The organism is Aquiflexum sp. TKW24L, assembly GCF_023502205.1.
GTDB lineage: Bacteria > Bacteroidota > Bacteroidia > Cytophagales > Cyclobacteriaceae > Cognataquiflexum.
This window is the reverse complement of record NZ_JAMFLG010000016.1, coordinates 66916-82767: the sequence shown is the minus strand read 5'-3', so window position 1 is coordinate 82767 and position 15852 is coordinate 66916. Positions and strand designations below refer to the sequence as shown.

Here is a 15852-nt window from a genome sequence, read left to right as displayed (position 1 = left end):
CGTGAACAGCTTTGCCAAGCTAGAACTTGATCATCCAATAGCTTTTAACAAAAAAAAAGGGGGATAAACCCCCTTTTTTTATTTTTCAATAATTCTCATAGTCTCAATTTCGACCGGAACAGATTTCACTTTCCAGATTTCATCACAATACTCTCTGATACTTCTATCGCTGGAAAATTTCCCCATCCTAGCAGTATTCAAAATGGACATTTTGGCCCACATTTCTTTGTGCTTAAACGCTTCTGACACTTTTTCCTGTGCTTCAAGATAAGATTGAAAATCAGCAAAAACTAGGTATTGGTCATCATACATCAAGGAATCAGTCAATTCTTTAAATGTATTTTTGTCCAAATGTGAAAAATAACCGGCGTTGATCTGGTCGATGGCTTGTTTCAACACAGCATTAGAATTGTAATAATCTATTGCTTTGTATCCCTCAGATTTGGTTTGGGACACTTCATCTGCATTCAAACCAAACAAGAAGAAGTTCTCCTCCCCTACACATTCTCTGATTTCCACATTCGCCCCATCCAATGTTCCGATGGTCAAAGCGCCATTCAGAGATAGTTTCATGTTTCCTGTGCCTGAGGCCTCTTTTCCTGCAGTAGAAATCTGCTCTGAAAGATCCGCGGCAGGATAAATCTTTTGGGCATTGGTCACATTGTAATTCGGATAAAATACCACCTTCAATCTTCCCCGTACGTCAGGGTCATTATTGACGACCTCCCCTACCGAATTGATTAACTTGATAATCAATTTGGCTTTTCTATAACCCGGGGCTGATTTTCCCGCAAAAATAAAGGTTCGCGGCACCATTTCCATATCAGGGTTTTTCTTGAGCTGATTGTAAAGTGCAATTACATGCAGCACATTCAGGTGCTGACGTTTGTATTCGTGGATACGCTTGACCTGAATATCAAACATGGATTCGGGATCCACTTTTACACCCAATCTTCGCTGGATTTTCTTAGCCAAAGCTTTTTTCTGATCAAGTTTTACTTTCATCCAATCCTGCTGAAATTCCGGGTCATCGGCGAATTTTTCCAATCCACGCAATTCTTCCAAATCTTTGATCCATCCTTCTCCGATTTTTTCTGTAATCAGTTTGGTCAGCATGGGATTGCTCAAGACGATCCACCTTCTTGGAGTTACACCATTGGTTTTATTGCTGAATTTTTCAGGGGAAAGTTCATACCAATCCTTCAGTACTGTCTTTTTTAACAAATTAGAATGCAATGCTGCCACGCCATTGATCGCATGGCTGCCGAGACAGGCAAGATTGGCCATTCTGACATGCTTCCTTTTTCCTTCACCAATGAGTGAAAGGTTGCTGATTTTTTGGTTGTCACCGTAAAACTTTATCGTCACAAAATCCAAAAACCTTCTGTTGATTTCATAAATCAACTCTAAATGTCGGGGCAATACTGATCCGAAAAGTTCCAAATCCCATGTTTCCAAAGCTTCAGGAAGCAAGGTGTGATTGGTATAGGCAAAGGTTTTGGTGGTAATATTCCAAGCAGTATCCCAGTCCAAGAGATGCTCATCCATCAGTAATCGCATGAGCTCCACCACGCCGATAGCCGGATGGGTATCATTCAATTGGACGGCAAACTTTTTGTAAAAATCCTCAATTTTTTCTCCTTGGGTCAGGTGGATATTGATCATGTCTTGCAAAGAACAAGACACAAAAAAGTACTGCTGCTGAAGTCTCAAGATTTTCCCTTCTCTTTGCTCATCATTTGGATAGAGAACTTTACTGATATTTTCGCAGATGATTTTTTGATTCACTGCACTGTTGTACTCACCGGCATTAAAAGACTGAAAATCAAATGAGTGTGGTGCTTCTGATTTCCATAGCCTTAAAGTATTTGCCGTGTTGACCTTGTATCCTAAAATGGGTGTATCATAGGCCACGCCCTTCACTACCAACTCAGGAATCCAGTTGCTGCAGAATTTTCCACTTCGGTCAATGTAATGCTGTATATGTCCTCCAAGCTTCACATCATAGTTCAATTCTCTTCGGGCGATTTCCCAAGGATTTCCCCTTCTCAGCCAGTTATCGGTATCTTCTACCTGCCATCCATCTCTGATGTCCTGCTCAAAAATCCCGAATTGGTACCTGATTCCATATCCAATGGCAGGGATTTCCAATGTAGCCAATGAATCCATGTAGCATGCCGCTAACCTACCCAAGCCGCCATTTCCTAATCCTGGTTCTACTTCCTTTTCTATCAGCCAATCAAGGTTGAGTCCCAATTCCTCACAGGCTTTTTCGACTTCATTATATATACCAAGATTAATAAGGTTATTGGCCAAATGTGGACCCAATAGATATTCTGCTGATAAATAAGATACTACCCGCTCTTTTCCCTGAATATATTGCTTCACCGAAGCAACCCACCTTTGTAGCAACCTGTCTCTGACTGCATAAGCCAACGCCATGTAATAATCATTTCTTGTGGCGATTTCAGGATATTTAGCCTGTACATAAAAAAGGTTGTTGGAAATCGCTTTTTTTAAAGTTTCTACTGTCAATCCTGTTCGGGAATCTTCTCTTTCACCGGATTGAATTTGGCTACTAAATTCAGGCACTTTTTCTGCATCGGAATTTAGCCCATTACTTGTATTGGTCTTTTTCATCTATTCTTTAAGTTCACAAAGTCATTTGAAGTCCGAAAGTTAATCAAAACAAAAAGTCAATCAAAACTGAGAAATTTACTTAGAAATATATAATTGTTGTAAAAGTAATAGAAAAACAAAATCGGGAATTGTGCCAATACCAATTAGATTGTATCTTTCTGACTTAGTCATAACCGATTCAAAATGAAGATAAAATTTAAAGAAATGCTGGTTGTTGCCTTATTGATAGCTACTTATATGCTTCAAGGTTGCCAGAGCAAAACGAACCAAAATGAATTGGTTGTTGATGACTCCGTGTTTGAACAAGATGAGGTCATAGATGAACATAATGCACAAAATTCCTTGGACTTTTTGGGAATCTACAAAGGAGTTTTGCCATGTGCTGATTGCGAAGGTATAGAAACCATCATTGAGTTGGGATCGGGTAATTCGTACTCTAAGAAAATCATGTATCTTGGTATAGAAAACCAAACTATGGTAGAAATTTCCGGTACATTCACCTGGAACGATGCGGGAAATACCGTTACCCTAATCAATGAAGGTACTCCAAATCAGTACTTTGTAGGAGAAAATGTCCTGTTTCACCTCGATTTGGATGGGAATAGAATTACCGGAGATTTGGAAAAAAATTATAAATTGATCAAACAATAAAATACACACACCACACAGTTCCTTTCAACAATCCCTTAATTATGAAAAAAATTCTATTCTTTGCCATTTTTGCATTTGCCGCAGCTTGCTCACCCGCCACAAAAATCACAAGGTCATGGACCAGCCCCGATAAATATGGAGGAGGATACAGTAACCTTTACGTTGCGGCCATCATCGGTGACGTGACCAAAAGACAGACCATAGAAGACGATGTCAGGTCAAAATTGTCCACCTTAGGTATAAGGTCTACCACAAGCAGTGCGACTATCCGGCCAAATTTTTGGATGAGTACAGACTTGGACAAAAATGCGATGATGAATATAGTCAACCAAAATGGCCAAGATGGCATTATGACCATGACATTGATCGATGTACAGGACGAGCAGCGTTATATTCCAGGTGCAATGATGATGGGCGGACCAATGATGATGGGCGGAGGCTGGGGAATGGGTGGAAATTTTGGTGGACACTGGGGAATGAACCATGGCATGATGATGACTCCTGGCCATATTGTCAATGACAGAAAGTATTTTATTGAAATCAACATGTATGATGTCAAGTCAGAATTGTTGGTTTGGTCAGCGCAATCCAAAACACTCAACCCAACTTCAATGGAAAAATTCTCCTCCGAATTTGCCCAAGTGGTCTTGGAAAGGATGCTCGAAGAAGGAGTAATCCGTAAGCAATAGCAGTGATTCATTTATATTGAAAACCCCGGTCATGGCTGAAAGCTTCCGTGACCGGGGTTTTTTTTAAACACCACTCTTTTTTACTTCTAAGTAATAAAACCAAATCTTGGTTTATAAATGGCGGCGGTCTCTGTCGACTGTGGACGGTTTTCATCACAAAATCAACTTTGAATGTTACATTAAGGCATCAATGCTGATTATATCCTATCAGCCGGAAATTCCTTCAGCGAGTGCTTTTTTGAGTTTTTGAAATTGTAGTTCCAATTAACCCATAGCACAAATCCATGGTTGATTCTTAGATTTCCGAAATTTGTCGTCCCAAACCTGACATGGTACCCCGGTGAGAAGGTGACCGCTTTTTTCTGAAAGCCAAACAAAAAGAAAACCCTGTGCTCAAAAGGCAATGGATTAGGTCCCGGTCCGGTGGTTATCAATGATTCATTGAACAGGGTATTCGAAAAATTAAAATGACGACTCAACCGATTTCCCCAATTATACCTCAAACTCATATTGAATCGGTAACGGTAATTAAGAAAAAAACCATCTGTCAATTCTGTGAGGTTGAATTTTTGTCTGAATCTCAGATCATACCTGAATCTAAAACTCGCACTCAAAGGTCCCTTGCTAGGTAATCGGTAAACTGCCTGACCCCAAGGCCTGTGTTCGGGTCTAATCAGTTTCCCTTCAGAAAATGGAGTAGTCAATCCAAGGTACGCATACCCAGCTGTCAATGCCACCTTTTTGTCACTAGTATGGTATGTAATTCCAGATCTATAAATCACAAACAGTTGGGGAACATGGTGAACATCCAACCACAAAGACCATCTTGGCGCTACCTGCCCTGAAGTCATCAAGCCCCACCAAGATTCAGTAGCTAATTCTTTCTGAGCGAATGAAGGACGGCTAAAAAGAATAAAAAGGGAAAATATCAGTACTCTTGCTTTCATTCAAAAAGGCGTAGGACAGTTTTAGCTTGCTTTAATTAACATGGTCTTCAGGAAATTCTACAAAAGCCGGAGCTCTTCTATTTAATACATTCAGATTAATAGTTAGCCAAAATACCATGCCGTGATTGAGTCTCGCTCTTTCGGGACTGATATTGATATACCTTACGATGTAACCCACTGAATAAGTGACTTTGCCGGTTGAGAGCCCTCCGATCAAGTGGGTTCGGTGTTCATGCCGGACTCCATTAGGTCCCGGACCGGTTCTAAACAAGGCTTCATTTAGTAAAGTCGTACTCAAAACAGTGTTTGGACTGATGACATTTCCCCAATTATACCGCAATGAATTGTTGATTCTCCACCGGTGATTGAATGAAAACCCCTCTCCTAGCTGCCCTGATTCAAGGTTTTGGATAAATCGGGCATCATATCGAAACCTGAAACTTGTGCTTAGCTTAATGGTAGAAGGTACCCTGAAAATAGTCTGCATCCAGGGTCGGTGTTCTGTTCGGATCAATCTTCCCTCCGAGAGAGGCGTGGTAAGCCGCAACCAACTGTACCCTGCTGTGGTGACAAGATTGTCCCGTTTGTTGTGGTAGGTCATCCCTGTCCGGTAAATAAAAAAAGTCTCATCCACAAAATGGGCATCGTTCCAGACAGACCATTTATCGGATACCCGCACGGAGGTCATCACTCCCCACCAAGTTTCATAATTAGACTCAAATTGCTGTTGGGCAACTCCGGAATGAAATACCAAACAAAAAATCAAAAGCTTAATAAAACGCATCACAGATTGTTTACCACCAACTTATCCAAAGATACATAATTGATTGGAAAGTGATATTTAGATATTCCTTGGTGACAGATACTAACCAAATTTTTAATTACCTAGCACTCCAAATGAGTTGTAAGGCAACTTCCGTCATCATCTAATCCTAATCGAAGTTGGAGTTTCGAGGGTTGTTCCTGTGGATTTGATGGAATTGTTTTGGGGTTGGATTTATCAATGCTTAATTCCGCAAATGAAAATGTCCTCACTGAAATTATTTTTCTTTAATATTCAGTATAGGTGGATTTATAAAGTGAAGGTAAACACCCAAAATTAAGGAATCAATCCAGTCACCTCCTATTCGAATACCTTATTTTGGTACTGAAGTATCCTCAGAAGGTACTCCTGTATTCAAATTGACTTCAGGAGTAATCTTTTTGAATACAGCAGTAATCTTTTTTGTTACCTCGGTATCCTTTTTTAATGCAGGAGTAGTCTTTTTTGGAACAGCAGTAATATATTTTAATACTAAGGAATTCTGATTCAATACAGCAGTAATCAATTTTACTACACGTGAAATCTTTTTTGTTACTGCGGTAGTCTTTTTGACTTTCTCTGTATGAAATTTTGGTACTCGAGTATACTCAGAGGGTACTCGAGTATACTAAGAAGGTACTGAAGTAGTAATAGCCAATGTCAGTGTCTCCACTGACATTATCATTTTTAAAAGATTCAGTCAGTGAAGACACTGACTGAGGCCATTATAGTATTTTTTCATAAAAAAAGGACGGATCTTGCGATCCGACCTCGTCCAATGGGTAACCCACGACTTTATTATAATTCCTCACTTGGTTTTGACTTCCTTTTTCCCTGTGCCTCAAACCTCTTACTGAGGTCTTCATAGATGGTTTTGGCATCGGGAACATTCATTTTGGCTGCCATCTTTACCGAGTTATAATAACTGAGTGAACCTTCAAACGCTTCTGACCCTGTCAGCATCACGGTATCACTGAGGTTATTATCAAGTTGCTGTACGGTACGAAAGATAGGAACCAGTGCAGAGTAGGCATCCCAGTCTTTTTCCAATTCGGTGATCTGTACAAAAGGCGGAAGAAACTGTGGATCAGAGACAGCATAATCCATGACCTTGCTGACAAATGGTTCGGAACCATCTCCCATTTTAAGGAGTTTGCGACGGTCTTCGGGAGTAAGGGCTTTCAGATAAGGCTTCAATATGCCGTTAATGGTAGCTAGGGCATCTTTGATTGCTTGCAAATCTACGGGTGGGATGGTGATTGAGATGGAGTTGTCCATGTTTTTTGTTGGATTAAGGGGGTTAAAACTACTTATCAAACTAAAGTAATGAAGTAATCTAACCTTTCATATCTCAGGAGTAGCTTCCGAGGCAACTTATCCGACTTAAACGTTTGCACACGGGTAACTTGGTAAATCAAGATATCCTTTCCGTCATGGATACCCATCAATGAGAAGGAGACAAAAAAAAAGGATTACTGCCGAATAAGAAATCCTGCAATAATCCCTGATAGAATTCTAAAACTAACCTACAAAATCACAAGAACTAAGGATACTTAGGCCATTCGCTGATATTTCAGTTCACCTTTTTGTTTTATTTTAAAAATCAGTCCCGGTTGGTGGAACCGTGAAGTTTTTAACAGGATCAAATTTGTCAAACAAACCCATTACCACCTTCAAATCTTCCAAGCTTCCTGTGTTCATTTTCAGTCCACCGCTTTTAGCAGCTTCATCCAAGGTAACAGCATTTAGATACAAAGCCGCCCATGTCTTGGCATCTACGGTAGCGGCAATATCAGCCGGCCTGTAGTGCTTTGCAGGGTCAGTCACAAATTCGGCAATGCCCCTGCGCACATGCAGACCTCCGCTTGTGCCGTTAGAGAAATTGAACACTACCATTTTTTCAGTGTTTTCTGATTTCCTGGGATCAATACGCACCCGGTACATATTCACGTAAAACTTTGGATCATTTTCAATAACCCTCACTGGTGGTGGGATTAACGTGGGTATAACCTCAGACCCTTCCAATGCCCTTGCCTCACTGATGAAGAAATTGCGGCCAATAGAACCCCAGGCCATTTGTCCCATAGTCCTATAAACGCTAGCAAGTAGCTGGCGTACATCCTTATCCTGCTTATCAACCACATACAAATAGTTGCCCAGTTGTGCTGCCCAGGCATATTCTTTTTTGGATTGGGCGGTTTTTGCGGCTTCCAGCACTTTCGATCTGCCTCCCATCAATTCTACCAAACGTTTTGCCTCTTCGGCCGGGGGTAGCTTGTTGAGCGTGGAAACGTCCCTGTCGAACCATCCCATTTGATGATTGTAAATGCCTTCGGCCATCCAATGAATTTCCCCATATGGTTCATGTGTGTAAGCGGGCTCAGTAAGATGCCTTGGACGGTAAATGAAATACCTCAAGTCACCTTTGCCCAGGCCATGCAGGATCCCCCTCAGCGTCTGATCGTACATCAGCGTCAATAAATCAGCGTAATTGGACAAGGTCGTGAAAACAGCCTCAGCCCCCACAACGTGACGTGAATGGGTGTTTACTAAAACTTCAGGCTTTAGGTCTCTCATCAGTAGCAATCCATCCCGCCAATCCTGTGGCTCCCGATAAGTCATGCCTCTCAATGAATAAAGGTTGGGCATCCCTAACATGAACATATTATTATAAACAACTTTTGTCTCCGGAAGGTAAACGGTAATGGAATAGTCATCGGACCTGTGTTCAGTAAAAAACTGCATTGTTGTGCCTCCTATATTCAAAATCTCACCATTCTTTACCGGCTTATTCACCGGCAAATAGGCAGTTTCTTTCACTTTAAGTCTTTTGCCAATATTGGCATCCTGTCCTGAGTCGGGAAGGAAATTGGCGAACTGAACCAAGGTACGTGCCGTCAAAACAGGCCCTATCTCGGGCATGATGGCCGGCACCCCTCCCGATCTGCCCATGGCCATCACCAATTCATTTGTCTTCTCATGACCAATGACCATGGCGGTCTTGGGATCATCTACAAGGGCCCCGGTACCAAACGAGTAGTGCGAATGACTGTAAACTTGGGCTATGATGGGTTTTTGACTGATGTTCTTTTTGATAAGTTCTCTCATCATGGCGCCTTCGTCCTTTGAATCGCCCGAGTCGAATACGATGAGTCCTGTATCCGTTATCACAACCATACAATTCCAAAAAGCATAGCCGCCAATCACCCATACATCTTTGGCAACTTCGGTAATGGTAGGTTTGTCATAGATTATTTCTGTGTTGGTCTTCAAACCAGCAGCCAGGTGGACGGCACCACTAGGGTGAGTACCCATGGGCGCATCTTCCCGGCCCATGTACCGGCCGGGGTAGTTCGAATTCGAATTGTCAACACTTGCCTGCGTTTCAGTCTGATTTTCTGCCTGATTCTCTGTGGCACTTTTATCGTTGCACGAAAAAGCCAGCAAGGCGATAGCCAGGTATGCTGTTGCTGTTTTAAAATATTTTATAGTTTTCATTGTTCTTAGAATATGATATTAAAGGACATTATTTAATTCTATTCTTCTCAAATCTAAAACCGATATCATTCATCGGAACCGCGCGTTATTAGCATTCCTGCCACTACAGAGGCGACTTTAGATAGTCCAGCATCAGCGCGGTCACCCTATCAGGCGCCTCGAGTGTCATCCAATGACCTACTCCTTCAAGTCGCTCATAGCGCCATCCCTTGGGACATAGTTTTTCCGAAAGGGTCATTTGCTTCTCCACCAGCGCAATGTCTGCGGTACTGTATACGCCCATCACCGGGATTTGAGCAGGCGTTGGCGGTGCGGCGTGCCATTTTTTCAGATTGCTGACATAGTAATTTTGCCCTGCGGCAAAACGGCCCGGGCGAGAATATTGCTGCTTGATGTGCGGCCATTCGGACTCAAACTGAAGAAAATGGCGAAAGACATTCCAATCGTTCAGGCTGCAAACCCACCGTGCCAGTGCTCCGGTTTGGAAAAAATAAACGTACCAGCCTTTTTGCTTTTGTTGCCACCCCGCACGGGTGTAACACCAGGGGTGCCCAACCGAGAGTGCCATGTAGCGATCGAACCGCTCAGGATGTCTCAGCACAAGCGCCCATCCCTGTATCGCGCCCCAATCGTGAGCGACCAGGCGGACCTTTTTAAGTCCCAGGTAGTCGAGCAAAGCAATTTGGTCGGCAACCAGGTGTTTCATCCCGTAATCGGATACGTGCGGCAGAAGCTCACTATCACCCGTGCCACGAGTATCGGGGGCTATGACCCGGTAACCGGCTTTGACCAATTCCGGTATTTGGTAGCGCCACACGGTGTGGTCGTCGGGGAAGCCGTGCAACAGGAGTACAGGCGGTCCGTCCTCAGGGCCTGCAAGCAGGACATTGAGCTCGATGCCGTTGATTTTTAATTTTTGGGTGGAAGTATTCATCCCTCAAGAACTTATTTTATATACGAAATCACCTCAGAACTCGGTATCGCTCACCGGAATCGTATAGTTCTTAGCCGGATCAAATTTGTCAAACAAATCCATCACAGCCTTCAAATCTTCCACGCTTCCTTTGGTCATTTTAACCCCGCCACTTTTTGAAGCTTCATCCAAAGTAGTGGCATTGAGATAAAGATCAGCCCATGTTTTGGTATCCACTGTACAGGTTAAATCAGCCGGCCTGTAGTGTTTGGCCGGATTGGGAACAAATTCGGCAATGCCTCTACGCACATGCAAGCCAGCCGTGGTTCCGTTTGAGAAATTGAATACCAACATCTTCTCGGTGTTTTCTGATTTCCTGGGGTCAATCCGCACCCGGAACATGTCCACAAAAAAGGTAGGTTTTCCCGCAATATTTTCAGGCTTCGGGGGAACTACCCTAGGAAGCTGTTCTTTGCCTTCGAGTGCCCTCGCTTCACTTAAAAAGAATGTCCTGCCGATCATGCTCAGAGATGATTGGCCCATTGCCCTGTACACATCGGCCAATAGTTTTCTGGTTTCGGCATCTTTGGGGTCGATGGTAAAAAGATAATTCCCAAGTTGTGCTGCCCAGGCCAGTTCACGTTTGCCAAATGAAGTCTTTGCCGCCTGCAACACCTTCTTTCTTCCTCCCATCAATGCGACAGTGCGTTGAGCTTCTTCTACCGGGGGCAACTTTTGGAGGGTAGAAACATCCCTATCAAACCAACCCATTTGGTGGTAAAATGCAGCAGGGGTAAACCAGGGCACTTCACCATAAGCCTGTGCATTGTTGGGGAAATCAGCAAGGTGTTTGGGCAAGTACACAAAGTAACGCAACTCATCAGGTCCCAGGCCATGTAAGACCCCTCTTAGGGATTGGTCATAAACCAAGGTGACCATATCCATATAATGAGAGATAGCTTCAAAAACTTCTTTGGCGCCTGATACTGTCCTTGCATGGGTGTTCACCATTTTTTCCGGTTTCAGATCCCTCATCACCTGAAGTCCATCTCTCCATTCCGTCGGATCTCTGTAAGAAGCGCCCCGGATACTGTACAGATTGGGGATACCCGGCCAATAGAAATTATTGATAACTACTTTTTGCTTGGGTAGCCAAATGGTGAGGTTATAGTCGTCAGATTTGTATTCTGTAAAAAATTGAAAATCCATGCCACCAATTTTAACAATCTCTTCATTTTCAACCACTTTATTAGCAGGTAAGTAAGCGTTTATCTTGTCGCGGATCCTTCCACCAAGCAAACCATCCTCACCTGTATCGGGAAGGAAATTATTGAATTGAATCGCCTTTCTTGCACTCAAAACCGGTCCCAATTCGGGTATTGCTGCTATAGCCCCTCCTGCATTCAAGGCCGTCTGAACCGTTTCGTTCAATTTTTTATGCCCGATAATGATAGCTGTTTTGGGGTCGTCAACTAGCGCACCTGTACCCAAACAGTAGTGAGAGTGGGTATAAATGGCAGCAATGATGGGTTTTTTGCTGATGTTTTCCCGGATAACTTCCCTGATTATCTTCCCTTCTTCTTCCGAGTCACCTGTATCAATAACAATTAAGCCCTCATCCGTTTCAATCACCACAAAATTGGCTATAGAATATCCGCCAATCACCCATATACCTTCGGCAGTCTTTTCAATGGTCGGTTGAGGGTATATCAATTGCAATATCTTAGCAAATCCTGCATCTGCCACCGCGCCATTGGGTGCTGTAAATAGCTGTACTTCCTCTTGGCCCATATAGCGGCCGGGATAGTTGAGGGTTGATTGCGCCTGTGATACGGTAAGTTGGCAGGCGGCCACTATCCATACTAAAAGAAGGTGTTTTTTCATGGTATGTTTTTGAGCTATAATTATGATTTGTTTTATTGGTTATGGATTGAAAAAATTCCAGATGGTGAATTGACCTCATTAAACAGCATGTTTAATGATGAGCCCAACTCAAAAATACGTCAAGGCATCTAGCAAGGCTAAATGTCTTGGCATGAATTCAATTAATTATGGCGAATACCAATGACTTGATATTGAAAAATATCAGCTGAGTTTTTCAATTATTGAAACCTATGACTTGTGAAAAGTTTCCCTGTATTCAGATGGAGAGGTTCCGAGGAATTTTTTGAAAGCATTGGTGAAAGAATTTCGGTTACTAAATCCGCATTCAGTGGCGATGGCTTCTACTTTGTAATTTGACCATTCCCCATTTTTAAATTTTTCAACGCAATATAGGACACGCTTTTGGTTGACATATTCCACAAATCCCAAACCCTTGAAAGTATTCAGGCACTTTGAAATCAGATAGACAGGAATATGGATATCCCTCGAAAAATCATTGATGGTGTAGCCCGTCTTCAAAAATAACCTACTCTCAACCATGTGTGTTTCCATCGACCGCATGACTTCCTCTAATTTTTTTTCCTCTCCCTCAGATATGGTGGTTTTCTTAAGCACTTTGGTCAACTTTAAGATGCCTTCTCCACCACCAATAGGCTTCCCATACAGCAGGGAAGGAAAAAAGAAAAGAGATAGACTTGAAAGCAATATCCAGATTACTGAAAAGGAATCGATGATTTGGTAATTGGTCAAATCATCCAACCAAAAAAGAGATAGGTAAAAAGGGAACCATAAGAAAAATTGGCACCCCAGAAACACCAACATCCAATTACGCCAAACCTTGTTTTGTAAAGTTATTGAGGATTGACTTCGCACCCATTTTACAAAAAGGATTACTTGTGCTACCCAATAGGCACTAAACAAAACCGTGCGGAATATATGATGAAAACCCGGACCGATAAATTTGCCTTGGTTAAATTTTGCCATGGCATCAAGGTCATTGATTTCCTGTTGGATGAGGAGTAGTTTTTGCGCCGAAGACATGGACAAAACATCCCAATAATCAACCAGGTAAATCAATAATGGGAGCGCATGCAACAAGTCGTACCAACGCCACTGCCGTTTCTTTGTATAGAATACGGTATATAAATAGGGCATCGGAATAAAAATCAGGGCGAAAATTTGTCCGGTTCTATACAAAAAAGGCCAATGGACAATCAATTGGGAAACAAGGGAAAAACTCACAAAAAGACCCAAGGAAATACTCAACTGCCCAATGCCCAAAGGTTGGTTGGCGGGAAAGGTTTTGAAACCAAAAAAAAGGATAACAGCAGAGGACACAATGCCTAATACTATCGCCACCAAATGAACCAAGGATATAAAATCAAAACTTATTTCCATTCGATTGAGAATTCCCTTCTAAAATTATTCGGATGAATAACTTTTCAATTAATGAATATTCAACCAATTTAAAAAGTCACTGAGATGAAAATATGAAGCCCTTCAATCCAGATTGGAATTAAACTGGTATTTCATCCATAGCTTATAAGTGGGGAAAAGAAAAACCTGTCAATCAATTACCGGGATTTACTCAATCTTAAAGGTCTTCCTTTTCCTGAAATCCAATTGGTGAAAAAGTGTTATCCTAAAGGAATTGATGGCGCGCGTTTCTTTCAAAAAAGGCTCCTGCTGCAGGATCAATTGATATAAAAGTGCCATGCTCACACTTCGTGAAGAGCTACTATTTCAGTTGCTTTGTAGTTTCAAAAAATTATTTCGGTACAGCTTTCCGATAGGCAGTTCTTTGTTCCCGATCTCCACAGTCTCAGTAGTAAAGGACTTTAATTTACTCACCGAGACGATATAAGAACGGTGGATCCGTACAAACTGGCTTTCAGACAACATGGCCTCTACTGATGCAATCGTCTGACGGGTTATGATAAATCCATTTTCAGTATATACTTTTACATAATCCCTGTCACTTTCAATATAGATTATATCATCCAGCGACACTTTTTTCATTTTGCGTTCCGCCCGCAGGTAAATAAATGAAATGGCAGGCTCGATTTTTTCTCCATTGGTTATTCCATGTGTTTCAAGTTCCTGCTGTTTTGGGGGGAGAGCCTTGTTCACAGCTTTTAAAAAGCGGTCAAATCGGATTGGTTTTAAAAGGTAATCAGTAACATCTAATTCAAAACCTTCATGCGCATAGTCTTTGTGTGCAGTTGTAAAAATGATCTTTGGCATATTGCGCAGGCTTCTTACAAATTCAACCCCACTAAGTTGTGGCATTCTAATATCTAAAAAGATCAAATCCACTGATTGATCTTGTAAAAACATGGTTGCTTCAATGGCATTTCCAAATTCGCCTATGAGCTTCAATGCCGGTATCATATGAACGTATCTCCTGACCACATCTCTTGCCATGGGTTCATCATCAACAATGATGCAATTGGTCGGCATATGATTTTCATTAGGCATAAACAGGGTTTTGTGGTTGGTTCAGTTCTTCAATCTGCTTCTTTTTTGTAATTCTAATGAGTTCAACCCGCAGGTCAACAATAAAGACTTCTTCTTCCTCTCTTATCTGCAAATCATATCTGTCTTTATACAAAAGGTCAAGACGCTGACGTACATTATTGATTCCGATGCCAGAACGCTTTTGTTCTTTTCCTTTCACCGGCACTTTTCCGTTCATTAGCTTCATCACAAGCGTTGTGTCTTTCAATTCAATGGTCAGGTTGATCCAGGGATTTTCTAATACATTACTAGTACCGTGCTTAAAACAGTTCTCGACAAACGGAAGTAATAGCAATGGCGCGATATATAGATTGTTTGGTGTATCAGGGATCAAAACATTTACTTCCAGTTTATTGCCGTAGCGTATTTTTTCAAGATTGACATACTCAATGATTAACTGTAATTCCTGCTTCAACCGCACCATCGGTTTTTGACCTTCATATAAAATGTACCTGAGAATATCTGAAAGGCCCATGATCATCTTGGAACCCTTCGGGGATTCTATCTGAGTTTGAGAATAAATATTGTTGAGCGTATTAAACAAAAAGTGGGGATGCACTTGCGCTGTCAGCAGCCTCAATTGTGATTCTGTATTTTCCTTTTGCAATTGAAGATTCTTATGTTCTTTGTGATACCAGTGCTGACCAAATTTTAGCATCAACGCACTGAAAGCAATCGAAAATGCCCCTTTGTTTGTAGCAACCACTGCCATAAAGAAAGATGCACCTTCGCTCCGAGGTGCTAGGGGTAAATACTGTGTAGGCAGCAACATAGCCAGCAGTGGAGGAAATATCTTACCCATAAGGAAGAGGTTTAGGATGCCTCCTGCAAACCAAAAAACGATGATAACGAAGAAACCCTGCAAGTACTTCTTTTTCAAGATAAATTTAGGCAACACAAAATATAGCATTCCATAGGTCATTGGAGCTAGTGCCAATACAACAAAGAAACTTTCAGTAAATGTATACACCGGGTTTTTAAAATAAGAGATATCGGGACCTCCAAATGGAAACGCGGCATGGGTAAATGCGAAGTATACAAACCAAATCCCCCAAAACAACAGGTGTTGCTTGATACGGTCATTTCGTTTTTCGGAAAAAATAAATTCCTGGATATTCATAAACTGATATTTCTTTGATAACGTGCAACTTATGTAGATACAAAAGTTATAAATTTTTTGTCAATGATCGATCTTTTTTTTATGAGTAATTTTTAGGAGCCTTATTTCATAGTCTGAATTCACTATCCGGTCAGGTACATCTGCGATTGTTCATTCTCTGATCATCCAATGCATCTATTTGATCACGGAAA

The 15852-nt window shown here is 41.7% G+C and carries 12 protein-coding genes; 2 read left to right on the top strand and 10 right to left on the bottom strand.

The window, feature by feature from the left end; all coding sequences use genetic code 11:
* Positions 1-78: 78 nt before the first annotated feature.
* Positions 79-2640 carry a glycogen/starch/alpha-glucan phosphorylase gene (locus tag M3O96_RS12205; RefSeq protein ID WP_249720874.1) on the bottom strand — a complete coding sequence of 854 codons (2562 nt, stop codon included), beginning with the start codon at positions 2638-2640 and terminating at the stop codon, positions 79-81.
* A 183-nt stretch (positions 2641-2823) separates the two neighbouring features.
* On the opposite strand from M3O96_RS12205, the gene M3O96_RS12200 reads away from it, so the two are divergent.
* Positions 2824-3291, top strand: a complete 468-nt coding sequence (locus M3O96_RS12200; RefSeq protein ID WP_249720873.1) for a copper resistance protein NlpE — start codon at positions 2824-2826, stop codon at positions 3289-3291.
* Between the two features lie 41 nt (positions 3292-3332).
* Complete coding sequence (locus M3O96_RS12195; RefSeq protein WP_249720872.1) at positions 3333-3980, top strand: hypothetical protein; 648 nt, start codon at positions 3333-3335, stop codon at positions 3978-3980.
* Positions 3981-4177: 197 nt separating this feature from the next.
* Here the strand turns inward: M3O96_RS12195 and M3O96_RS12190 are convergent, their stop codons facing one another.
* The 9 genes from M3O96_RS12190 to M3O96_RS12150 all read right to left on the bottom strand — a co-directional run bounded on the left by M3O96_RS12190 (position 4178) and on the right by M3O96_RS12150 (position 15661).
* Complete coding sequence (locus M3O96_RS12190) at positions 4178-4927, bottom strand: DUF2490 domain-containing protein (protein ID WP_249720871.1); 750 nt, start codon at positions 4925-4927, stop codon at positions 4178-4180.
* A gap of 31 nt (positions 4928-4958) precedes the next feature.
* Positions 4959-5711, bottom strand: a complete 753-nt coding sequence (locus tag M3O96_RS12185; RefSeq protein WP_249720870.1) for a DUF2490 domain-containing protein — start codon at positions 5709-5711, stop codon at positions 4959-4961.
* An 816-nt stretch (positions 5712-6527) separates the two neighbouring features.
* Positions 6528-7007: a hypothetical protein gene (locus tag M3O96_RS12180; protein ID WP_249720869.1), complete on the bottom strand. Its 480-nt coding sequence runs from the start codon at positions 7005-7007 to the stop codon at positions 6528-6530.
* A 318-nt stretch (positions 7008-7325) separates the two neighbouring features.
* Positions 7326-9227, bottom strand: coding sequence for an alkyl sulfatase dimerization domain-containing protein (locus tag M3O96_RS12175; protein ID WP_249720868.1), 1902 nt, complete (start codon positions 9225-9227; stop codon positions 7326-7328).
* Between the two features lie 103 nt (positions 9228-9330).
* The gene (locus M3O96_RS12170; protein WP_249720867.1) at positions 9331-10161 is read right to left on the bottom strand and encodes an alpha/beta fold hydrolase; all 831 of its coding nucleotides are present in this window, start codon (positions 10159-10161) and stop codon (positions 9331-9333) included.
* Positions 10162-10194: 33 nt separating this feature from the next.
* A complete protein-coding gene (locus M3O96_RS12165; RefSeq protein ID WP_249720866.1) occupies positions 10195-12024 on the bottom strand; it encodes an alkyl sulfatase dimerization domain-containing protein in 1830 nt (609 codons plus the stop codon).
* A gap of 228 nt (positions 12025-12252) precedes the next feature.
* Positions 12253-13422, bottom strand: coding sequence for a helix-turn-helix domain-containing protein (locus M3O96_RS12160; protein ID WP_249720865.1), 1170 nt, complete (start codon positions 13420-13422; stop codon positions 12253-12255).
* A gap of 345 nt (positions 13423-13767) precedes the next feature.
* Complete coding sequence (locus M3O96_RS12155; RefSeq protein ID WP_249720864.1) at positions 13768-14502, bottom strand: LytR/AlgR family response regulator transcription factor; 735 nt, start codon at positions 14500-14502, stop codon at positions 13768-13770.
* On the bottom strand, positions 14495-15661 hold the full coding sequence (locus tag M3O96_RS12150; protein ID WP_249720863.1) for a sensor histidine kinase: 1167 nt from the start codon (positions 15659-15661) through the stop codon (positions 14495-14497). Before M3O96_RS12150 ends, M3O96_RS12155 begins: the two co-directional genes overlap by 8 nt.
* Positions 15662-15852: the final 191 nt, after the last annotated feature.